The 21,880-nt window shown below is 61.7% G+C and carries 19 protein-coding genes; 5 read left to right on the top strand and 14 right to left on the bottom strand.

What is annotated here, in order from left to right:
• Positions 1–156: 156 nt before the first annotated feature.
• Entirely contained in the window at positions 157–546 is a 390-nt protein-coding gene (locus tag M1E05_RS10365) for a HesB/IscA family protein (RefSeq protein WP_247040460.1), read from the bottom strand.
• Positions 547–723: 177 nt separating this feature from the next.
• On the bottom strand, positions 724–2,154 hold the full coding sequence (locus tag M1E05_RS10360) for a M20/M25/M40 family metallo-hydrolase (RefSeq protein WP_461162861.1): 1,431 nt from the start codon (positions 2,152–2,154) through the stop codon (positions 724–726).
• 153 nt (positions 2,155–2,307) lie between these two features.
• Between M1E05_RS10360 and M1E05_RS10355 the strand changes: the two genes are divergently transcribed.
• Positions 2,308–2,910, top strand: a complete 603-nt coding sequence (locus M1E05_RS10355) for a DUF3043 domain-containing protein (protein WP_458114467.1) — start codon at positions 2,308–2,310, stop codon at positions 2,908–2,910.
• 127 nt (positions 2,911–3,037) lie between these two features.
• Here the strand turns inward: M1E05_RS10355 and M1E05_RS10350 are convergent, their stop codons facing one another.
• A complete protein-coding gene (locus tag M1E05_RS10350) occupies positions 3,038–4,099 on the bottom strand; it encodes a quinone-dependent dihydroorotate dehydrogenase (RefSeq protein ID WP_461162860.1) in 1,062 nt (353 codons plus the stop codon).
• Positions 4,100–4,188: 89 nt separating this feature from the next.
• On the opposite strand from M1E05_RS10350, the gene M1E05_RS10345 reads away from it, so the two are divergent.
• A complete protein-coding gene (locus M1E05_RS10345; RefSeq protein ID WP_461165175.1) occupies positions 4,189–5,175 on the top strand; it encodes an alpha/beta hydrolase in 987 nt (328 codons plus the stop codon).
• Positions 5,176–5,223: 48 nt separating this feature from the next.
• Here the strand turns inward: M1E05_RS10345 and M1E05_RS10340 are convergent, their stop codons facing one another.
• The 3 genes from M1E05_RS10340 to leuA all read right to left on the bottom strand — a co-directional run bounded on the left by M1E05_RS10340 (position 5,224) and on the right by leuA (position 8,641).
• Complete coding sequence (locus tag M1E05_RS10340; RefSeq protein ID WP_461165174.1) at positions 5,224–6,060, bottom strand: isoprenyl transferase; 837 nt, start codon at positions 6,058–6,060, stop codon at positions 5,224–5,226.
• Positions 6,044–6,796, bottom strand: coding sequence for a DNA repair protein RecO (gene recO / locus M1E05_RS10335; protein WP_458113894.1), 753 nt, complete (start codon positions 6,794–6,796; stop codon positions 6,044–6,046). The genes M1E05_RS10340 and recO overlap by 17 nt, the downstream gene beginning before the upstream one ends.
• Positions 6,797–6,901: 105 nt before the next feature.
• Positions 6,902–8,641 carry a 2-isopropylmalate synthase gene (leuA, locus tag M1E05_RS10330; protein ID WP_458113893.1) on the bottom strand — a complete coding sequence of 580 codons (1,740 nt, stop codon included), beginning with the start codon at positions 8,639–8,641 and terminating at the stop codon, positions 6,902–6,904.
• 249 nt (positions 8,642–8,890) lie between these two features.
• Between leuA and M1E05_RS10325 the strand changes: the two genes are divergently transcribed.
• Positions 8,891–10,843, top strand: coding sequence for a M13 family metallopeptidase (locus M1E05_RS10325; protein WP_461165173.1), 1,953 nt, complete (start codon positions 8,891–8,893; stop codon positions 10,841–10,843).
• A gap of 112 nt (positions 10,844–10,955) precedes the next feature.
• Here the strand turns inward: M1E05_RS10325 and M1E05_RS10320 are convergent, their stop codons facing one another.
• The 5 genes from M1E05_RS10320 to M1E05_RS10300 form a co-directional block, all read right to left on the bottom strand.
• Entirely contained in the window at positions 10,956–12,533 is a 1,578-nt protein-coding gene (locus tag M1E05_RS10320) for an LCP family protein (protein WP_458113891.1), read from the bottom strand.
• A gap of 113 nt (positions 12,534–12,646) precedes the next feature.
• Positions 12,647–13,606, bottom strand: coding sequence for a GTPase Era (gene era / locus M1E05_RS10315; protein ID WP_458113890.1), 960 nt, complete (start codon positions 13,604–13,606; stop codon positions 12,647–12,649).
• Positions 13,590–14,921, bottom strand: a complete 1,332-nt coding sequence (locus M1E05_RS10310; RefSeq protein ID WP_458113889.1) for a hemolysin family protein — start codon at positions 14,919–14,921, stop codon at positions 13,590–13,592. The genes era and M1E05_RS10310 overlap by 17 nt, the downstream gene beginning before the upstream one ends.
• Entirely contained in the window at positions 14,918–15,391 is a 474-nt protein-coding gene (gene ybeY, locus M1E05_RS10305) for an rRNA maturation RNase YbeY (RefSeq protein ID WP_458113888.1), read from the bottom strand. Before ybeY ends, M1E05_RS10310 begins: the two co-directional genes overlap by 4 nt.
• Entirely contained in the window at positions 15,388–16,476 is a 1,089-nt protein-coding gene (locus tag M1E05_RS10300) for a PhoH family protein (RefSeq protein WP_458113887.1), read from the bottom strand. The genes ybeY and M1E05_RS10300 overlap by 4 nt, the downstream gene beginning before the upstream one ends.
• A 323-nt stretch (positions 16,477–16,799) precedes the next feature.
• On the opposite strand from M1E05_RS10300, the gene M1E05_RS10295 reads away from it, so the two are divergent.
• Entirely contained in the window at positions 16,800–17,744 is a 945-nt protein-coding gene (locus M1E05_RS10295) for a GerMN domain-containing protein (RefSeq protein ID WP_458113886.1), read from the top strand.
• Between the two features lie 41 nt (positions 17,745–17,785).
• Here M1E05_RS10295 and M1E05_RS10290 read toward each other — a convergent pair whose 3' ends face one another.
• The 3 genes from M1E05_RS10290 to hrcA all read right to left on the bottom strand — a co-directional run bounded on the left by M1E05_RS10290 (position 17,786) and on the right by hrcA (position 20,826).
• Positions 17,786–18,583, bottom strand: coding sequence for a 16S rRNA (uracil(1498)-N(3))-methyltransferase (locus M1E05_RS10290; RefSeq protein ID WP_461165172.1), 798 nt, complete (start codon positions 18,581–18,583; stop codon positions 17,786–17,788).
• Positions 18,584–18,585: 2 nt separating this feature from the next.
• Entirely contained in the window at positions 18,586–19,710 is a 1,125-nt protein-coding gene (gene dnaJ / locus M1E05_RS10285; protein WP_458113884.1) for a molecular chaperone DnaJ, read from the bottom strand.
• A gap of 96 nt (positions 19,711–19,806) precedes the next feature.
• Positions 19,807–20,826 carry a heat-inducible transcriptional repressor HrcA gene (gene hrcA / locus M1E05_RS10280; RefSeq protein ID WP_458113883.1) on the bottom strand — a complete coding sequence of 340 codons (1,020 nt, stop codon included), beginning with the start codon at positions 20,824–20,826 and terminating at the stop codon, positions 19,807–19,809.
• Between the two features lie 179 nt (positions 20,827–21,005).
• On the opposite strand from hrcA, the gene M1E05_RS10275 reads away from it, so the two are divergent.
• Positions 21,006–21,857 (top strand): DUF3097 domain-containing protein, encoded by an 852-nt coding sequence (locus M1E05_RS10275; RefSeq protein WP_458113882.1) that lies wholly within the window; start codon positions 21,006–21,008, stop codon positions 21,855–21,857.
• The last annotated feature ends 23 nt before the right edge of the window (positions 21,858–21,880 follow it).

Raw genomic sequence — 21,880 nt, 5'->3', positions numbered from 1 at the left:
CGCCCGGGCTGTCTAAACCCCCGGGCACACGAAAAGTTTTACTACTCGGTGTAGAGCTTACCGCTCCCCGGGGGTTTTCGCCCACATGACTGCACCGTGCGTCGGCGCCGGTTAAAACCGGTCACCGGGGCACGGTGAAGTGGATTGTATTTCCGGTCAGTGGAACGAATCGCCGCAGGCGCAGGAGCCTCCGGCATTGGGGTTGTCGATGGTGAAACCCTGCTTTGCGATGGTGTCCTCGAAGTCGATGCTGGCACCGCTGAGGTAGGGAACGCTCATCTTGTCAACCACTACCTCGACACCGTCGTAATCGCGTACGGCATCGCCGTCCAGGATCCGCTCGTCAAAGTACAGCTGGTAAATAAGCCCTGAGCAGCCGCCGGGCTGGACGGCAACGCGCAGTCGAAGGTCGGTGCGGCCTTCCTGCTCCAACAGGCTGCGGACCTTGCCGGCGGCGACATCGGTCAGCTTGACCTCGTGGCTGGCCAGCTCCTCGCCGGTGATCTCCGTGGATTCGATGCTGTTTTCATTGGTCGTAGTACTCATTGGCCTACCTTCTTGCAACATGGTGGCGACCAGGCTGTCGCCTTGTCCGCCCCGGGGAAACGGTATGGGCTATAGCTAATGCTACGTCGCGCAGTGCTCTAGCTCTAACTTCAGACGTAACCGTTCTTAGGACCTGAATGTTCCCGGAGGCTGATTCGCGGGCCCTGGTCACTCCCTTTAAGCCAGGCCTTCGTGATTGAGCGTTGCCAGCAGGAGGGCCTCTGCGACCACCGCATTGCGGAAATCACCAAGATGAAGGGACTCATTGGCGCTGTGGGCCCGGGAATCCGGATCCTCGACACCCGTCACCAGGATCTGGACGTCCGGGTAAAGCTCGGTGAGATCTGCGATGAACGGAATAGAGCCCCCGATTCCCATCTCAACAGCAGGGACACCCCATGCCTCACCCAAGGCCCACATTGCCTTGCGGGCTGCTGCGGAGCCGGTGTCCGTGAGGAAGGAGCTCCCCTGTTCCCCGGGCGTGAACACCACGCGCGCGCCGAAAGGAGGCTTGGTCTCGACATGTTTCCGGACGGCCTCCATGGCCTGATCGGGATCCTGGCCGGGAGCCAGGCGAAGGCTGAACTTTGCTTTCGCCCTCGGCAGGAGGGTGTTGGAGGCCACGTCCACTCCTGGTGCGTCAAAACCGATGATGGAGAGCGAAGGCTTGGTCCACAACCGGGACGCGATACTTCCCGTACCTGCGAGCCTCACGCCGTCGAGCACTGAAGCGTCGGCGCGGTACTCCGCCTCCGTGAGGTCCACGGCCACCTCGTCCCGGCCCACCAAACCTTCAATGGCGACATTTCCGTCCTCATCATGAAAGGTGGCGATGATGCGGGACAGCAGAGTTGGTGCGTCGAGGACCGGGCCACCGAACATACCTGAGTGGACGGCATGTTCGAGGACCTGGACTTCCACCGTGCCGTCCACCAGCCCCCGCAGGCTTGTCGTCAGGGCAGGGATTCCGACCTTCCAGTTGCTGGAATCGGCAACCACTATGACGTCCGCATGGAGCAGCTCACGATGCTCTTCGAGGAAGGCCCTGAAAGTGGGGGAACCGGCTTCCTCCTCACCTTCAAAGAAAAACGTGACTCCCAGTCCGAACAGATCCGCCAGAACGTCTGAGACGGCGGAATAGGCCGCCAGGTGCGCCATGATTCCTGCTTTGTCATCGGCGGCACCGCGTCCAAAGAGACGGCCATCACGCTCGACGGCGGTGAAGGGCTCTGATTTCCACAGGCCCGCATCCCCGGGGGGCTGGACGTCGTGATGCGCATAAAGGAGGATTGTTGGCTTGCCGGGGGCGGCTTTCCGGCGAGCGACGACGGCCGGTCCGCCAGGCGTTCCATCCTCCTTGTCGCAGCGGAGGATCTGGACGTCGCTGAGGCCCGCATGGCTCACGAGTTCCGCAACATGCTTGGCGCTGCGATCCAGTTCTGCCGGATCAAAGCTCGGCCAGGCAATCCCCGGGATACTCACGAGGTTCTTGAGTTTCTCAACAGTTGCCTCAAAAGCATCGTCCACTGCACGTTTGAGATCTTCAATCCGGGCTTCGTCCAGGGGCTTACTCGAGGTCTGTGAGGGCTGGGCGGGAGTTGATGTCATGGCCACACACTACCTCTGTACTAGACGACAACAAACCGACCATCACCCGCTTCTGGTGTCTGGAAATTCAGGCCCTGACAGCGACCTGCGGGGCAGCAGTGACCGCTCGGATGCAGAACATCAGTGGCACCGCCCTCAGGGTATTCTGTAGTGGTGTTTGGACGTAGAAAAGAAGCGCCATTGGCGCAAGACGTAGTTGATCAGCAGGCTGCCGAGGCTGAGGCCCGGCAGAACGCAGCCGTTGGCAAGGGCACGCCGACGCCCAAGCGCAAGGCACAGGAAGCCGCACGCAAGCGGCCCTTAGTGCCTGAAGACCGTAAAGCCTCAAAGGCCGCCGAGCGTGCTGCCGTCCAGGAACAGCGACTGAAAATGCGCCGCGCCCTGGATACCGGCGATGAGAAGTTCCTGCCGCTGCGCGACAAGGGCCCGCAGAAGCGTTACGCGCGGGACTACGTGGACGCACGCTTCAGCCTGGGCGAGTACCTGATGTTCGGAGCTCTTGTATTCGTCATCGTGTCATTGCTCATCCCTGCAAGCAGCGAACTGATGGTCTACGTCCTCGTAGGGTTCTGGGTCATGTTCCTTGCAGTTTTCGTCGACGTCTTCATCCTGTCCAGGAAGCTGCGGAAGCGCCTCACTGAAAAGTTCGGTGAACCGGAGCGCGGAACCGTCTGGTACGGGTCCATGCGCTCCCTGCAGTTCCGAAAGCTGCGCCTCCCGAAGCCGCTGGTCAGCCGGGGCGAGTACCCCTCCTGACTCCCGTCCTCTCGGTTTGATGGTTGGAACAGGGAAAGCGAAGCCCCGGCGGAAAATCCGCCGGGGCTTCCTTTATCTCCTCGAGGCTGTCGCTACCAGCGGGCAATACGCGCTTTCCCGGATCTGTTCACAATTTAGCGAGCTGCCTGTTGATATGGGCTGCCCAGAACGGTCCTTCGTAAAGAAAGGCCGTGTAGCCCTGGACCAACGTTGCCCCGGCGTCCAGCCGCTCCCGGACGTCCTGGGCTGTCTCTACTCCCCCGACGGCGATGAGCGTGAGCTTCCCTTCAGTCGCTCTGCTTAGCCGCCGCAATACATCCAAAGACCGGCTCTTAAGGGGGGCTCCTGAGAGACCGCCGGCGCCGCAGGCAGCTACCTCCTCCGGAGCGGTGGCAAGACCCTCACGGCCAATGGTGGTGTTGGTGGCGATGATGCCATCCAGTTTCAGGTCAAGGGCGAGGCGGGCTACGTCGTCGATATCCTCGTCGCTAAGGTCAGGGGCAATCTTCACCAGCAGCGGGACGTGGCGCCCTGCCGCCTGGTCTGCCGTCTCGCCCACTGCTTTCAGCAGCGGTCGGAGAGTCTCCACATTCTGAAGCAGACGAAGGCCGGGAGTATTCGGGGAGCTGACGTTCACCACCAGGTAATCAGCTGCCGGCGCCAGATTCCGGGCACTGATGAGGTAATCCTCCGTGGCCTCTTCCAGCTCCACCAGCTTGCTCTTGCCGATATTGACGCCGATGAGGGGCCGCACTCCGGGATGCCTCCTCTGCAGGGCTGCACGCGCGGAGCGCAGGCGGGGAGCCACCGCTGAGGCGCCGTCATTGTTGAAGCCCATCCGGTTTATGACCGCGCGGTCCTCGATCAGGCGGAACAGGCGGGGTTTTTCGTTACCCGGCTGCGCCTGTCCCGTGATGGTTCCAACCTCCACATGCCCAAACCCGAGCTCGCTCAGCGCCTCGATGCCAAGCCCTTCCTTGTCAAAGCCTGCAGCGAGGCCGAAGGGCGACGGGAACGTCAGGCCGAATGCCTTTGTTTCCAATGAAGGTGCGGGAGCTGTGAATTTGGAGAGTACCTTGCCCACACCGGAAGCGTGGACGAGCCGGATGGCACGGAAGCCGATTTTGTGGGCGCGTTCGGCGTCCATCCAGGAAAAGGCCAGCCGAAAGAAAGTTGGGTATACGCGCATGCCTCTAGTTTTCCGTCTCGAGGGGCCCAGACCAAACTGGACGGGCCTCTCCACTCCCTGACTTCCCTTTGGATGCCTAGGCTGGTGCCATGGAGTGGAGACCAGACATCCTGGGTGCTGACTTCCAGGCGTACAGCTTCCAGGCACGGGGCGACGACGGGACAGAGCGGACTGCCACCCTTATCCGTTATTCCCCTGCCGGTGTTGAAGCGGAATTACCCCTTCAACGGCGGGCTATCCTCTTCCTGCATGGCTGGAGCGACTACTTCTTTAACGTTGAACTTGCTGCCTTCTGGTACGGCAAGGGATTTGAATTCTTCGCCCTTGACATGCACAACCACGGCCGAAGCCTGCAGGAGGGGGTTCCAGGAGGATATGTCGCTGACCTTGCCGATTACGACGCCGAAATCGCCCAGGCCATCAGCATTATCAACGCGCTCGGACCGCGGGATTCCCCTCCGCCGTCGTTGACCCTGATGGGGCATTCAGCCGGCGGGCTGGTGGCCGCCCTGTGGGTGAGCCGACATCCGGGAGCGGCAAGCCAACTGGTCCTCAACAGCCCCTGGCTGGAGATGCACGGCAGCACCCTCGTCAGGCGCGTCGCCTGGACCATGGTGGAACCAATCGCCCGTTTCAAGCCCGAAGCCGTTCTCCGCCTCCCCGAACGTGGTTTCTACTGGCGCAGTATCAGCAACACCGCTGAGGGCGAATGGGCCCTCGATGACAAGTACAGGCCACCCCTGGCATTCCCTGTCAGGGCAGGCTGGCTGAGTGCAGTTCTGGCCGCACATGCGAAGGTGGCCCGCGGCCTTGGTATCGAAATACCCATACTGGTCCTGCTCTCCGGGGCAAGCGCCAACGGCCTCTTCTGGACCGAGGAGATGCGCAGGACGGACGCCGTGCTCGATGTCAACGCGATCGCCATCCGTGCCTTGGCACTGGGAAGGTCTGTCACCCTTGAACGCATCGAGGGTGGCCTCCATGACGTGTTCCTCTCCCCGCCCAAGGTTCGCGAGGATGCCTATGCGCGTCTTTCCCGTTGGATCCGCGGATACGTCCAGGATCAAGATCAATAGGCAACCGTCAGGAGGAGGCATGGTTCGGTGGTTGCCTCAAGTTGGGGCCTACGTTGCGGCGGCGTCCACTGCGCCACCGTAGCGGCGGTCCCGCTGGGCGTAAATTTCCACGGCGTCCCACAGGGTCCGGCGGTCAACGTCAGGCCAGAGCGTATCCATGAAGACAAACTCCGCATAGGCCGACTGCCAGAGCATGAAATTCGACAGCCGCTGCTCCCCCGAGCTTCGCAGGAAGAGGTCGACGTCAGGCAGGTCAGGCTCGTCCAGGTACTTCTGAATGGTCTTCTCGCTGATGGCTGAGGGCTTGAGGTAACCGGCCGCCACATCCTGGGCAATAGCGGCGACCGCGTCTGCGATTTCCGCCCGCCCGCCGTAATTAACACACATGTTCAACGTGCAGGTGCTGTTGCCGCGGGTGTACTCCTCGGCTTCCTCAAGTTCGCGGATCACTGAACCCCAGAGCTTCGGGCGGCGGCCGGACCAGCGCACCCGCACGCCCCAGTCATCCAGCTGGTTTCGCTGGCGACGCAGCACATCCTTGTTAAAACCCATCAGGAACCGGATCTCCTCGGGCGATCGCCGCCAGTTTTCCGTCGAGAACGCATAGACGCTCACGTGCTCTATACCCAGCTGGATGGCTCCGGCCATCACGTCAAGCAAGGCGGGTTCGCCGGCCTTGTGCCCTTCGATTCTTGGCAGGCCCCGCTGGTTGGCCCAACGGCCGTTGCCGTCCATGACAATGGCCACGTGGCGCGGGATGAACTCGGCAGGAATGGCCGGTGGGAGCGCTCCGGAAGGATGGGGGTAGGGGCTGATCACTGGAGCGGTTCGTTGGCGGACCGTTTTTCTTTTATTTCCCAAGGCCAAGTTACGTTCGCTCCACATGTTTGAGGGATTTCAGTACACGTTCAAGATGCCACTGCAGGTAGCTTGCCACCAAACCCGCCGACTCCCTGCGGTGGACGCTCAGGGACGCATCCGCCGTCGTCCAGTCACCTGTCAGCAAAGCACCAAGCAGCAACACTGTCTCGGCCGCCGGCGCCGGGGAACCCGGCGGGCGGCAGTTTCCGCAGACCATTCCGCCCAAGGGAGCGGAGAAAGCTGTGTGCGGACCTGCGGCGCCGCAGCGGGAACATTGCGTAAAGCTTGGTGCCCATCCTCCGGTGGCCAGGGCCCGGAGCAGGTAGGAGTCCAGGATCAGTTCGGGAGAATGGTCACCGCGGCTCAAGGAGGCCAGCGCACCTACCAGCAGGTTGTACTGCGCGGTACCCGCTTCGCCGTCAACGTCCGTCAGCTTTTCCGCAGTTTCGGTCATGGCGGCCGCCACGGTGTAACGGCCGTAATCTGCGGCAATGTTTCCGCCGTAGGCACCCTTAGCGACTGCCTGCGTGACGATATCGAGCGAACGTCCGGAGATAAGCTGTAGATCGGCGACCATGAACGGTTCCAGCCGCGCGCCAAAGCGGCTGCTGGTGCGCCGTACGCCTTTGGCCACTGCACGTACCTGCCCGTGATGCTTTGTGAGCAGCGTGATGATGCGGTCAGCTTCACCGAGCTTATGGGTACGCAGCACTACCGCGTCATCCCGATAGGAGCGCGCCGCAAATGATTGGTTGACCACAGCTAATCTTCGCACCGTCCTGGCCCAAACAGGCCGGGAGTCAGGGTGTGCCGCGGCATAACTGCTGCGGCACACCCCGGGGCTCTCAGGCTTGGGCTGGGATTCTCAGGCTTGCGCGTCTCGGATGGCCCGGTTTACGGCAGAGATGACAGCCTTCAGTGAAGACATGCTGGTGTTCGAGTCGATGCCAATTCCCCAGAGGACCCGCTCCCCCACTGCAGCCTCCACATAGGCGGCTGCCATCGCGTTTCCGCCTTCAGACAAGGCGTGTTCGCTGTAGTCCAGAACACGCACATCCACACCGTCTCCGCTCAGGATGTTCAGGAGGGCTGCGATGGGGCCGTTGCCGGTTCCGGTGCGGCGGACCTGGACACCGTCGATGTTCAGGGTGGCGTGCAGTGTCATGTCACCGGACTCGTCGACTTCGGTGCTGAAGGAGCCGAGGGAATAGCGTCCCCACTGGTTGCCGGATTCGGTGGAGGGGAGGTACTCGTCCTGGAAGAGCTTCCAGAGCTGCGCGCCGCTCACTTCGCCGCCCACGGTGTCCGTCTGGCGCTGAATGACTCCGGAGAATTCAATCTGGGCACGTCGGGGAAGATCCAGGCTGTGCTCGTTCTTCAGCAGGTACGCGACGCCGCCCTTGCCGGACTGGGAGTTCACGCGAATGACGGCTTCGTAGCTGCGGCCCAGGTCCTTAGGATCCACGGGCAGGTACGGGACCTGCCAGGTGAAGTCGCTGACGTCCTTGCCGGCTGCCGCGGCTTCTTTCTCCAACGCCTCGAATCCCTTTTTGATGGCGTCCTGGTGGGAGCCTGAGAACGCAGTGAAGACCAGGTCGCCGCCGTACGGGGAACGCTCAGCCACGGGAAGCTGGTTGCAGTACTCCACGGTTCGGCGGATTTCGTCAATATCGGAGAAATCGATCATGGGGTCGATGCCCTGTACGAACATGTTCAGGCCCAGCGTCACGAGGTCCACGTTGCCGGTCCGCTCGCCGTTGCCGAACAGGCATCCTTCGATGCGGTCGGCGCCGGCCAGATAGCCCAGTTCGGCAGCGGCAACACCGGTGCCGCGGTCGTTGTGCGGGTGCAGGGAGAGGATGATTCCCTCACGGGGGTGCAGGTGCCGGCTCATCCACTCAATCGAGTCCGCGTAGACGTTGGGCGTAGCCATCTCCACGGTCGCGGGCAGGTTGATGATGACCTGGCGGTCGGCCGAAGCTTCAAAGACGTCAGCGACCGCATTACACACCCGCACTGCGTATTCCAGCTCGGTGCCGGTGAAGGATTCGGGGGAATATTCGTAGGTCACGGCGGTATCAACGAGGGTTTCCTCGTACTTTTTACACAGACGGGCGCCTTGAAGGGCGATGTCCAGAATCCCGTCCTCGTCCTGGTTGAAGACAACGCGCCGTTGCAGGACCGACGTTGAGTTGTACAGGTGGACGATGGCCTGCTTGGCGCCGACCAGGGACTCGTAGGTCCGCTCGATCAGGTGTTCACGGGCCTGGGTGAGCACCTGGATGGTGACGTCGTCCGGGATGTGGTTGCCTTCGATGAGCTGGCGGACAAAGTCGAAGTCAGTCTGGGAAGCGGAGGGAAACCCTACTTCAATCTCCTTGTAGCCCATGCGGACCAGCAGATCAAACATCTTCATTTTCCGGGCCGGGCTCATGGGATCGATCAGTGCCTGGTTGCCATCACGGAGGTCAACGGCGCACCAGCGCGGCGCATTGGTGATTCTCTTGTCCGGCCAGGTGCGGTCCGGCAGATCGACGGTGATCTGCTCGTGGAACGGCAGGTAGCGGTGGACGGGCATTCCGGAGGGCTTTTGTGCGTTTCGCATCGGTATCGTGGCCTTTTCTGGTTCTTGATGAAAGGGTGGCCGGGCAACACAAACTCCGCAGCGAGGGTGGCCTTGAGCTAGATTGCGTCTGAGGCCTCGCCACGGCAGCTAAGAAGGAGCAGTTCTGCGCGCACCATTTCACAGTAACACGGGTGCGTAAGATGAAGGAGCAACACCCTCCGCAACGTCCACTATGCAGACGCTGTACCGGTGACCGCGCCGGCTGCAGCCTCACCTGAAGGAGCACCTGTGCCAAACTCGGGGATTGCCCTGTCCAACATCGACCATAGCGTCCGGCCGCAGGATGACCTGTACCAGCACGTGAACGGGGCCTGGCTCAAGAGCACCACCATCCCGGACGACCGGCCGCTTGAGGGAACCTTCACCGCCTTGCGTGACGGATCGGAACTGGCCGTCAGGGGAATCATTGAGGAAGCCGCCAACCGGGGAGCTGAGGCGACCGGGATAGAACAGAAAGTCGGAGACCTCTACAAGAGCTTCATGGATGAAGAAACAGTGGAGGCCAAGGGCCTGGAGCCCATCAGGGAACGCCTGGCAGCTGTTTTCTCGACAACGTCGTCCGCGGAGCTTATTGCACTGGCAGGACGCCTCTTCCGGTCGGACGTCAGTGGACTCTTCTACATTTACCCCGCCCCCGATGCCGGCAACCCTGATCGGATCCTTCTCTACACCGGGCAGGGCGGTCTTGGCCTTCCCGACGAGTCGTACTATCGGGAGGAGAAATTCGCTCCGATAGTCAGCGCCTACCGCGAACACGTCCAGACCATGCTGGGCATGGCAGGGATCGCGGACCCGGAGGGAGCTTCTTCACGGGTGGTTGCTTTGGAAACAGCCCTTGCCTCCCACCACTGGGACAACGTCACCCTCCGTGATCCGCAGAAAACGTACAACCTTAAGAGTGCAGAAGAGGCCAGCCAGCTCTTTCCACTGATTGGCACGTGGTTCGATGCGGCTGCGATCGCACCTGAGAAACGCACGGAGATTGTGGTGAGCACGCCTGATTTCTTCGTCGGTGCGGCATCCCTCCTTGAGTCCGAGCCCCTTGAAGCCTGGCAGGAATGGCTCGCGATGCGCGTGGTTGGTTCAGCCGCCCCTTACCTCTCAGCACAGTTCGTGGATGCGAACTTCGCTTTCTATGGCACAACCATCAGCGGCACTCCACGGAACAAGGACCGCTGGAAGCGGGGAGTGGCCGTCGTCGAGGCCTCACTCGGCGAAGCGGTGGGCCAGATCTACGTTTCCCGGCACTTCCCTGAGTCCCATAAAGCCAGGATGCAGGCACTGGTCTCCAACCTGATCGAGGCCTACCGGTGTAGCATCACGGACTTGCAGTGGATGGGCGAGGAAACCAAACAGGAGGCGCTGAAGAAGCTGGACGCATTCCGGCCGAAGATCGGATACCCGGACGAGTGGATCGATTACTCGGCAGTGGAGATCGATCCCTCGGATCTCCTCGGCAATGTGGAACGCGCGCACAACGCAGACGTCGAACGGCATCTGGACGAAGTGGGCAAGCCGGTGGACCGGAACAAATGGCTCATGACACCCCAGACGGTCAACGCCTACTACCACCCCATGCTGAACGAAATTGTCTTCCCAGCGGCCATCCTGCAGCCGCCGTTCTTCACTGCGGACGCTGATGACGCCGTCAACTATGGTGGGATCGGCGCGGTGATCGGCCACGAGATCGGCCACGGATTCGATGACCAGGGGTCGCAGTTCGATGGCGGCGGAGCCCTCCGCAACTGGTGGAGTGAGGATGACCGAAAGGCGTTCGAGGCTCTGACGGCCAAGCTCGTAGCGCAGTTCGATGCTTTGTCCCCCTTGGCCGCGCCGGAGCACAAAGTCAATGGCAAGCTTACTCTCGGCGAGAATATCGGTGACCTTGGCGGGCTGACCATCGCCTACAAAGCCTACCTCCTCAGCTTGAACGGTGAGGAAGCGCCAGTCCTTGATGGTTTCACCGGAGAGCAGCGCTTTTTTGCTTCCTGGGCTGCAGGCTGGCGGCAGGTAATCAGGGCAGAAGAGGCAGTCCGCCGGCTCGCTACCGATCCCCACTCCCCCAATGAGTTCCGTACGAATGCCATCGCCAAAAACCTCGATGCCTTCCACACGGCGTTCGGGGTCACCGACCAGGACGGGATGTGGCTTTCTCCCGAGGAGCGCGTCAGTATCTGGTAAACAGCCACCCGCTGATACCGACGGCGCCTGAAACAGACGGCGGCGGACCCCACTACGGGGCCTGCCGCCGTCGTCGTTCCTAGCGATCGGTGTGGCCGTTTGCGTACAGAGGCTAGCCGTCGATGTAGGGAGGATTGACCTGCTGGCAGACGGTGTCCCCAGCGGTCTGATTGACGATGTCAGGCGGAATGTTGACCGAGCCAAACTTGGTGCCCGTGATGAAGTCTGCGCCCAAGTACACCTGCACGCCTACCACGCCGAGTGAAGGAGCCACCTGGGCGGCCGGGATACCCAGCAGGGCTGCAATGTCGGCGGCAACGTCCGCATACTCGGCCCCGTAGTAAATCATGGTGGTATCTGTCGGTTCGGCAACAAACTGGGTCGTCTGGGTAAAGCCTCCACCAACTATCGCCTGGACAATCTCCTCTGCCCGTGCCGGCAGGCCGGTACCGTTTGCTACGGATACCGGCTGAGCGGTCTTGTCGTAGGCCGGCGGGGCAGGTGCGGGCGGAGTCGTTGCCACAGGGGGCGTGGTCCCCGTACCGGTGGGGGTTGGCGTGGGTGACGGACTGGCCGTCGGATCAGTGAGGTCAATGTCATTTCGCAGGCCCGCGAAAAGCTGGGACGCGTCCGGCTGAGCCAATTGCAGTCGATTAGGGTCGCTGACGGCCTGAACAGTCGGGGTCGCGACGAACGCTACCTTGCCCACATCGATGGTCTTGAGCCGGTTGCCGATGGTGATCAGGGCGGGAACGGAGGCCAGGCCGTCATCCACGGTGAGGTTCTGCGTGACAGTGTCCGCGATCTGCAGCATCTTTCCGGGATCGGAGAGGGTGCCGTCGTCCTTGATCTTGCGGGTCAGAGAGGACAGGAAGCCCTGCTGGGCCTTGATCCGGCCGAGGTCACCGCCCGTTTCGAAGGCATGGCGCGTCCGGAGGAACGCCAGTGCCTGCTCACCTTGGACCTGGGAAGTCCCCTTCGGCAGGCGGAGGCGCGAGTCGGGATCGAAGACGGGGTCGCTGACGCAGACGTCCACGCCGCCCACCACGTTGGAGAGCTCCTTCACAGCGTTGAAGTCAGCCATCATGAAGTGATCGATCTCCAGACCGGTCAGCTTGTTCACGGTATCCACGGCACAACCGATCCCGGCCTGGGCCATGGCTTCGTTGATCATCGCGCTCTGTCGCTCGGGGTATACGTTTCCCGTCTTCTGGTCCGTGCACTCGGGAATGTCGACCAGGAGATCCCTGGGGAAGCTGATGACGTTGACACGTTTGTTGTCGGCGGAGATGTCCATCATCATCATGACGTCGGACTGTCCGTAACCGGACGAAAGATCGGCGGCTCCATATTCCGAGTTCTTCCCGTCGCGGGTATCTGAACCAAGGATGAGGATCTGCATACGGTCAGTCGCGTCGTTGACGGGGTCTTCAGTTTTTTGGTTACCCGCGCCCAAAGGCGCCTTTTCGATATTGGTCTGCAGTCGGATAAACCAGAAGGCTGCAAACGCAATTCCAGCCACCAGGGAAACTGACATGATGACGGTCGTTACCTTAAGCCAGACCGGCATGTGGCGGGTAGCACCAAGGTGGCGGGCGGCACCGAGGCCGGTATGTTCCGAGTGCCTGGCGGCGGCGTCGGAGCGGGACCCGTTGGGCCTGTCTGCGCTGTCATCGCGGCCTTGCACCACTGAATGTACCTTCCTGTAAAAACATGATCCGCCCTATCTTAGGGGCTGAGACTGGGAAAAAGCCGGGCGTGCACGAACCGCCGCGCTGGGAAGCGGGCCGTTCGCAGGACGCGTCAGAAACCGAGCTTGACCAATTGCTTGGGATCCCGCTGCCAGTCCTTAGCGACCTTCACATGGAGATCCAGGTAAATCCGGGTGCCCAGCAAGGCTTCGATGCCCTTTCGCGCGTTGGTGCCGACTTCCCTCAACCGCGCACCTCCCTTGCCGATGATAATGGCCTTCTGCGACGGACGCTCCACGTACAGGTTTACCCGGACGTCAAGGAAAGGGCTGTCTTCCGGACGGCCTTCCCGTGGAACGATTTCGTCCACCACAACAGCAAGCGAGTGGGGAAGTTCATCCCGCACGCCTTCAAGGGCCGCCTCACGAATCAGCTCGGCCACCATGACGGCTTCCGGTTCGTCCGTCAGTTCACCATCCGGGTAGAGCGGAGGCGACGGCGGCATGTGGCTGATGAGGACGTCAGCGACCGTGCTCACCTGGAAGCCGTCTGTTGCCGATACGGGCACGATGTCTTTCCAGCCCTCTTCCCCCAGGACAGTCCGCCCAAGGGCGGCGACGGCCAGCAATTGCTCCGTCAGGGCCTGCCGGTCAACCAGGTCTGCCTTGGTGACGATCGCGATGATCGGCTTTTTTCCGACGGCGGCAAGCTGGGCGGCGATGAATTTGTCGCCGGGGCCGATTTTTTCATTCGCCGGAAGGCAGAAACCAATGGCGTCGACCTCGGCCAGGGTATCGGCCACGAGGTCGTTGAGTCGTTTGCCCAGCAGCGTGCGGGGGCGGTGAAGCCCCGGTGTGTCCACAAGAATCAGCTGGGCGTCCTCACGATGGACAATGCCCCGGATGGTGTGCCGCGTTGTCTGCGGCTTGGCCGAGGTGATGGCAACCTTTTTACCCACCAGGGCGTTGGTCAGTGTTGATTTGCCTGCGTTGGGCCTTCCGACCAGAACCGAGAAACCGGCCCGGAAGCCGCCGTAGGCATCCCCGGCATCGGCCTTATTCTGCTTGCTCACGTGGCACTCCCTGTTGCGTTGATTCGGCCTCGTCGAGAAGCTCGTTATGGTCAGTTTCTTCCTTTGGCACCGGAGCCGCAATGATGTGGCTTACCCGGTTGCGGCGGCCCTCGAGGCGGTCAGCCCGGAGCGAGACGCCATCCACGGTTACGGCGCTTCCAACGATCGGAACCCTCCCCAGGGCTTTAGCCAGCAGGCCACCTACGGTGTCCACTTCGTCGTCGTCGAGTTCTATATCAAACAGCTCACCGAGATCATCAATGCTCATCCGGGCGCTCACGCGGAAACTGCCGTCACCGAGCTCAACGGCCTCGGCCGACTCGGTGTCGTATTCGTCAACGATTTCGCCCACGATTTCTTCAATGAGGTCCTCCAAGGTCACCAAACCCGCGGTGCCGCCGTACTCATCAATAACGATGGCAACATGGGTGGATTCCTTCTGCAGCTCGCGGAGAAGATCGCTGACCTGTTTGGACTCCGGAACGTACCGGACTTCCCGGGCGAGGTCATCCACGGTAGGCGGTTCATCGTCTGGCCCGAGTTCGTGCAGGGCAGCGGCGACGTCCTTCAGGTAGATGATTCCCAGGATCTGATCCGTGTTGTCCCGGATCACTGGCATCCTGGAATACCCCGAACGCAGGAAGAGCGACATTGCGCGCCGAAGGCTGGAGCCGGCGTCGATGCTGACGATGTCGGTCCGGGGAACCATGACGGCACGGACCAGGGTGTCGCCAAAATCGAATACCGACTGGATGAGTTCCGCCTCGTTGTCCTCAATCACATCCGACTCAGTTGCACGGTCCACCAGCTCGCGGAATTCCTCTTCACTGAAGAAGGCTTCATCACCGTTCGATGATCCTGGGGCCACAGCGCTTCCGAGCTTCACCAGCCAACCGGGAATGGGACCAAGCACCCAGCACAGGGAACGGATCAGCGGCGCAGCGAACCTGACAACTTCCCCCGAATGGACCCGACCGAGCTGGCGGGGGGAAACACCCACGATGACAAAACCCACAACCGCCATGATGCCCGTGGCGGCCAGCCCGGCCAGCCAGATGCTGTCGAGGATGCTGTGGAGCAGGACGGCAACCGCCACAGCTGCCGCCATCTCGAACCAGACGCGCCAGAAGCGCAATGCCCGGATGTGCGAAACGGGCTGTGCCAGGATGCGTTTCAGTGCCGGATTACGGGTCCTGAGCAGAGCCTGCTCGGCGTCGTGCCGGGGAAGAAAATTGAATGCGGCTTCTGCTGCCGTGAGCAGGGCAGCCATGCCCAGGAAGACCACGGCCATGCCCACAAGAATCAGGGGCGTCACTGAGTCGTCTCTACCGGGGCCTCTTTGCCGGTGAACCCGGTCAGAAGCTCTCGCTGCAGGCCAAACATCTCAGCCTTTTCCTCAGGGTCCTCGTGGTCATACCCCAACAGGTGGAGGATCCCGTGAGTGGCGAGGAGCAACATCTCGTCCTGCGTCGAATGCCCTGCATTGCGCGCCTGGACTTCAGCCACCTGCGGACAGATGGCGATATCTCCGAGCATGCCCTGGGGCGTGGGCTTATCCGGCGTTCCTGGGGTCAGCTCATCCATGGGCACCGACAGGACGTCAGTGGCGCCGGGTTCGTCCATGAGCTCGATGTGCAGCTTTTCCATGGCTTCTTCGTCCACAAGCAGAACCGACAGCTCCGCTTGGGGATGAATGAAGAGACGCTCAAATATGTAGCGTGAAAGGGCCACGAGCTGCTCCTCGTCCACTTTCACTCCGGACTCATTGTTAATTTCTATGCTCATGAATGCTCCGCCCGCTTCTCGCGAGGCACCGTGTGCTTGACCCGGTTCCGCTGGACTTCGTCCCAAATGCTGTAAGCGTTGACGATGTCACCGACAAGCCGGTGCCGTACGACGTCGGAGGCGTCCAGCACCGAGAAGTTGACGTCATCGATGCCGTGCAGGATCTCTTCGACGATCCGCAGCCCTGAACGGGTGCCGAACGGAAGGTCCACCTGGGTGACGTCTCCAGTCACCACCATTTTGGAGCCGAAGCCGAGGCGGGTGAGGAACATCTTCATCTGCTCAGGGGTGGTGTTCTGTGCCTCGTCAAGAATGATGAAGGCGTCATTGAGTGTGCGCCCGCGCATGTACGCCAGGGGCGCAACTTCGATGGTGCCCGCAGCCATGAGCCGGGGGATGGACTCGGGGTCGATCATGTCGTGCAGGGCGTCGTAGAGGGGGCGCAGGTACGGATCGATCTTGTCGCTGAGGGTCCCGGGAAGGAATCCCAGCCGCTCCCCTGCCTCCACGGCAGGTCTGGTCAGAATGATCCGGGTGACTTCTTTCTGCTGAAGCGCCTGGACCGCCTTGGCCATGGCCAGATACGTCTTGCCCGTACCCGCCGGTCCGATCCCGAAAATCACGGTGTTGGCGTCTATGGCATCCACGTAGTTTTTCTGGTTCAGGGTCTTCGGCCTGATGGTCCTCCCCCTGCTTGAGAGGATGTTGTGGGTCAGCACCTCAACAGGGTTCTGCAGCGACTGGCTCCGGAGCAGGGTAACGAGCTGCTGGAGGACTGCCGGCGTGATCACCGTTCCCCTGGCCACCAGGCCGTTGACTTCGTTCAGGAGACGGAGGATCCGCGGAACGTCATCTGCGGGTCCGCTGAAAGACAACTCATTACCGCGGACGTGGAAGTCGACGCCGGGAAACTGGTCCTCGATGAAACGCAGGGCTTCGTCATGGCTGCCGAGTGACTGAACCATCTGTTCTGAGTTCTCAAAAACAATGACCTCTGTCCGGATGCCCGGAAGGGTGTGGGGAAATTCGCTGGGGGTCCGTTCGCCGGCGCTGGTCCGGGACCTTCCGTTCGCTGCTTCAGTCATAATGATGGCCCGCGGGCCTCTGGTCCCCTCCAGTTTGGATTCGTTGGGTCGGCAACTCCCGGCTCAGCCGAGTCTTCTTATCTTACGCCAGAGACGCGTCCCTCACGCAGCCCTGAAGTGACCGCGGCTACAGTTCCGTGACGTGTTCCCGCAATTAGGTATCAACTTCGTATCGTCCTCATATCGTTCCCGTTGCAGTTGCCGGCCCGGACGGTAATCCTGAGAGGCAGCGGACGCCCGTGTGTAATGCTGGAAATGGCGGTAAACGGCGCACACTTCACGCACCCGCCGCCGCAGAAAGAACTATGGGAAAGAGCCGACCAATGGAGAAGCACCCGACAGGGAAGGGGCATGTTCGCGCTGCCCTCCTGCCGCTTGTGCTTGGGGCCGCCTTGGCCCTGTCCGGTTGTATTGCCGATCCCCAGCCGGGCCCCACCGACGGCGGTAACGCGGCCGTGTCGACGTCGGCTCCGGCGACGGGCGAGCTGCCCACCACAAGCGCCCCCCTCGAGACAACAAATGCATCCAACAAGGCTCCCGTCTACTGGGTGGGCCGAAGCAATGACGACTTCTTTCTTTACCGCGAGTTCCGGGATGTCCCCTCCCAGGAAAACCCTGTGACGAGTGCCCTCCGGGCCATGATGTCGGAAGAACCCCTGGACCCTGACTTTTTCACGCCGTGGCAAAATCCGAAGGAGCTGGCCACTTCCATTTCGGGGAAAAACGTCATAACCGTGGACGTTTCCGCTGATGCGTTCAACAGCAACCTTGATGCCGACACGGCCGATCGCGCAATCCAGCAGCTTGTATACACGGCGACGGCAGCAGGAGCCAGCGCCGGACTCATTGACAGCAATCAGCAGCTTCAGGTTGTGGTGCTCGTGGACGGCCATACCGGCTATCTGGGCTTTGACCACGTCAGGCTGGGTGCTCCCATGTCCCGGAGCACAGGAATGGTAGCCCCTGTCTGGATCATCGATCCCCAGGAAGGAACTGAACTTCCGGAGGGCGTTGTGAAGATCAACGGGCGAAGCACCAGTCCCGGCAACAAGCTGCGCTGGCGCATCCTCCGGGTGGAGGGAAACAGCGACAAAACGTCATATCTCAGCGGGGAAGTCACCGCCTCCGCCGATCCTTCCCAATCGGGGATCTTTGCTTTGTCAGTGAACCTGGGCCCGGGCAAATACGAACTTCGGGTGTCCCAGATCCTGTCCGCGCAAGGCGATTCCGAAGTCAGTGTGGACAGCCGCGGCTTTATTGTCCGCTAAGGCAGTGCCTCCACTAAGCCGCTGCCATTCAAAGGCTGTTGCTACCAGCGGCCCAGCACATCGCTGGCCAGGACGGTAGCGGCCGGGCCCGCCGTGGAGGAACGCAACACATGATGGCCAAGCAAGGCGGTTACTGCCCCGGCATCGCACAGCTTTGTCACTTCCCGCGGGCTGATTCCGCCTTCCGGGCCGACAATCAGCAGCACTTCCCTGGCCCCGTCACCATCAACGTCACCATCTCCGGCTTCCCGGCCGGAGTTGGAATTGCGCCACGTTTCCAGGACTTGCCGCAGGGGCCGCACAGCATCCTCATGGAGGATGATGGCGAGATCAGCCGCCGCGACAGTCCGCTGCAGACCGGCAGTGTCAACGGCGTCGCGTACTTCGGGGATCCACGCCCGTCGTGCCTGCTTGGCTGCCGCCGTAACCACTGATTGCCATTTGGCATGGGCCTTAGCCGCACGCTCGCCTTTCCAGCGAACAATCGAGCGTTCGGCCTGCCAGGGAATAACAGCATCAATTCCCAGCTCGGTGGCGGTTTCCGCTGCAAGCTCATCGCGGTCCCCCTTTGCCAGTGCCTGCACAAGGGTCAGCCGGATACCGGGCGGGTCCTCAACCTCCAGGGTCCTGCATTCCACGGTCAGCTCGGCTGGAGCGGCGGCGGTGACTATTCCGGTCATGCGTTTTCCGGAACCATCCGCAATATCTACAGGCTCCCCCACCGCCAGCCGTTTGACTGTGACAGCGTGACGGGCTTCAGGTCCCTCGAGAATAAAGTGTGAACCCGGTTGTTGTCCGTCGAGGGTTCCTGCGGGGGTAAAAAAGACCGGGTTGCTCACTGCTACAGGTTACCGAGCCGGTCCCGCAGTTTCGCGAAAACCCCGCCGCTGGCGGCCAGTTTGCCCTCGGTGAACTGTTCCCCCCGCAGCTTGGCCAGCTTCCTGAGCAACTCTTCCTGTGCAGGATCCAGGCGCGTCGGTGTTTCAACCTGCAGGTGCACCTTGAGGTCCCCGCGGCCGTATCCCCGAAGGTGGGTGACTCCCAGGCCGCGGAGCGTAATGATCTCGCCGGACTGAGTCCCGGCCTTGACGTCGATCTCCTGCTCACCGTCGAAGGTCTCAAGGGTGATTTCGGTGCCAAGGGCAGCAGCAGTCATGGGGATATTGAGGGTGGCATGAAGGTCGTCGCCTTCACGCAGGTAGGTGGAGTCTGCGTTGACCCTGATCTCCACGTACAGATCGCCAGAGGGGCCGCCGGCTGGACCTGCTTCTCCTTGGCCGGACAACTGGATCCTTGTACCCGTGGCCACGCCCGCCGGAACCTTGACGGTCATGGAACGGCGGCTACGGATCCGGCCTTGGCCGTTGCACTCGTTGCAGGGGTCCTTGATGATCGTCCCGAAGCCTTCGCAGGAGCCACAGGGAGCAGCGGTCATGACCTGTCCCAAAATGGAGCGCACGGCACGCTGCACTTGTCCGCTTCCGCCACAGATGTCGCAGCGGACCGGGTGAGTGCCGGGGCGGCAGCACGAGCCCTCGCAGCTCGGGCAGGTTACAGCGGTGTCGACTTCGAGCTTTTTGTTCACACCGAATACTGCATCCCGCAGGTCGATGCGCACGCTGATGAGCGCGTCCTGCCCCCGGCGCACGCGGGAGGCAGGTCCTGCTGAACCGCCGGCGCCGAAGAAGGTGTCGAAAATGTCTTGGAAAGCGAAGCCCTGGCCCGCGTAGCCGCCGCCGAAGCCGTTGTCCGTACCGTTCTCGTTACCTGTGGTGTCATACACCCGCCGTTTTTGCGGGTCCGACAGCACTTCATACGCGTGGGTCACTGCCTTGAACTTGTCGGAGGCATCAGGACCAGGATTCACGTCCGGGTGCAGGGTGCGGGCAAGCTTGCGGTAGGCCTTCTTGATTTCCTCGCCGGTAGCCTCCGGCGAGACTCCAAGGACGTCGTAATGGCTGCTCAAAGTTTGTGTCTCTTCCTGGTTGTACTGCCTGTGATACGAACGCGCTGTCTAGGAACGCGGCGCCCTGGATGCGGGCGCAGAAATCTCGTGGGACGATCAGCCGCCAGGGCCGAGGATCCTGGAAAGATACCGGGCGACTGCCCTGACAGCAGCCATGCTGGTGGGGTAATCCATGCGTGTCGGGCCGAGAACGCCGATCTTGGAACTGGAGTCCGGCCCGTAGCCAGTGGCCACAACGGAGGCCTCGGCCAGGCCGTCGTACGGGTTTTCGCGGCCGATGCTCACGGTAACCCCACGGGGATCCTGGGCCATCTCGCTCAGCAGCCGCAACATCACCACCTGTTCCTCGAGCGCCTCCAGAACGGGGCCGATACTCAGGGGAAAATCGACGTTGGATCTGGCAAGGTTGGCTGTGCCGGCCATGACCATACGTTCTTCGCGGCTGCTGTGGGCGAGTCCTTCCAGTCCCCGAGCCAGAGCCTGCGCAACGTTGCGGCGGGACGGTTCGCAGGAGGCAACCACGCTGGGGAGAACGTGGGGCAGCTGACTCAGGGGCGTACCGGACAGGCCCATGAGGAAACGGGTCCGCAGGGCAGCCAAGGCTTCATCGCCCAGATCCTGCCCCGCATCGATAACCCTTTGGTCTACTTTCCCGGTATCAGCAATCAGTACGATCAGGACCTGCCGCGGCGCCAACAGGACAAATTCGATGTGGCGCACCAGTGCCCGGCTCAGATGCGGATACTGCACGACGGCGACCTGGTTGGTCAGCTGTGACAGCAGACGGACGGTACGCTCCAGGACGTCGTCGAGGTCGTCGGATCCCTCGAGGAGAGACTGGATGGCCCGCCGTTCTGCCTGTGAGAGAGGCTTGACGGCAGAAATCTGGTCCACAAACAGCCGGTAGCCCTTGTCGGTGGGTATACGGCCGGCGCTCGTGTGGGGTGCGGTAATGAGGCCTTCATCTTCCAATGCAGCCATGTCGTTACGGATGGTCGCGCTGGACACACCGAGATGGTGCCGTTCCACGAGAGCTTTTGAGCCCACCGGTTCACGTGAATGGACATAGTCCTCCACGATGGCACGCAGCACTTCAAGTTTGCGTGGTTCACTCACTGTCCACCTCCGATCTCCTGTGCGGCAGTTAGCACTCGACATGCCTCAGTGCTAACCAGTCTAATATGACTCAACGCGTTGTTAGCATTGGTACCGCTCCCGGCGAAACTCCGGCAGTGAACCGGCGCGTGCAGATTCCAGAAGCCACGAGCGGATTCCGACTGAAAAGCAGAGTGGCGATGACTTACCAGGACTGGGGCCCGCAGGACATCACTGCCCCCGCCAAACGTGAACTCCCTGGCGTTCCGGTGGAACGGGGAATGGTCCTTGAGGACGTCCAGTCAGGGTGGGTAGGCGCCGTGACAAGGGTCGAAAAGTCCGGTGGCATGCACCTTGTGGCCCTCGAGGACCGGAGGGGAAAGTCACGGTCCTTCCGGCTGGGCTTCGGTTTCCTGCTGGACGGTCAACCCATCCGCCTCCTTCCGCCGGCGCCCCGCAAAAGCGCTGCTTCCGCCGGTCCTCAAAGGACAGCATCCGGCTCGGTGCGCGTGGAGGGCCATCGTGCACAGGTCGCGAAAGCAAGCCGCATCTGGGTCGAAGGAAAGCACGACGCCGAACTCGTGGAGAAGGTTTGGGGTGACGACCTCAGGATCGAAGGAATCGTCGTGGAACCCCTCCACGGCATTGATGACCTGGCAGGGGCAGTGGCGGCGTTCCAGCCCGGGCCCAACCGGCGTCTCGGGGTGCTGGTGGACCACCTGGTTGACGGTTCCAAGGAGTCCCGGATCGCACAATCGGTAATGTCGTCCCCCGGGGCGGCAGGCAACGTGCTTATTGTCGGACATCCCTACGTTGACGTCTGGCAGGCAATCCGACCCGGCGTCCTCGGGATCGAGCAGTGGCCTGCTATCCCCCGGGGAATGGACTGGAAGACAGGTATTCTGGCCGCCTTCGGCTGGCCCCACTCAACCAAGGAAGACATCGGCCTCGGGTGGCAGAAACTCCTCGGAGCAGTACGTACCTATGCCGATCTTGAAGCATCCCTTTTGGGCCGTGTGGAAGAGGTCATCGATTTCCTGACGGCTCCATAGCAACCGGCTTCGTGGGGCTACCC

The organism is Arthrobacter sp. R4-81 (assembly GCF_054792365.1).
This window is presented reverse-complemented; position numbering and strand designations above follow the sequence as displayed.